Source organism: Streptomyces milbemycinicus, assembly GCF_002154605.1.
Classification (GTDB): Bacteria; Actinomycetota; Actinomycetes; order Streptomycetales; family Streptomycetaceae; genus Streptomyces; species Streptomyces milbemycinicus.
Genome location: NZ_MUNE01000751.1, coordinates 1 through 357, shown reverse-complemented (window position 1 = coordinate 357; position 357 = coordinate 1). Strand labels below are relative to the sequence as shown.

The 357-nt window shown below is 76.8% G+C and carries 1 pseudogene; it reads left to right on the top strand.

Annotated features, from left to right (window positions below):
- Positions 1-357: pseudogene (locus CCN51_RS45075) on the top strand (ABC transporter); the annotation flags it as partial.

Here is a 357-nt window from a genome sequence, read left to right as displayed (position 1 = left end):
CCGCGGTCGGGCGTCGGCTTTCGGTGGTGCGGGAGGACGAGACGCGCATCTCTGTCTACGGGCTGCCCTGCGCCGCCGTCGGCGAGGCCGCGTACCGCCATGGCATCGTCGTGCACCGGCTGGTCGAGGAGACCGCCGACATGGGCCTGGAGGCCACGCGTGGCGACAGCGTCGCCCGCGGTCCCCGGGTCACTCCGCCCCGTGTGCTCCCGCGGCTGCCGCTGCCAGGCCCGGCCTGGCCGCTGCGCTACGAGCTGCGCCGCGCCACCGGTGTGCGGACCGGTTGGCTGATCGCCGTCGCGGCCCTGGTGGCCTCGCTCGTCGGTTCCGTACTGCTCGCCCGGGCGGGCGGGGCGG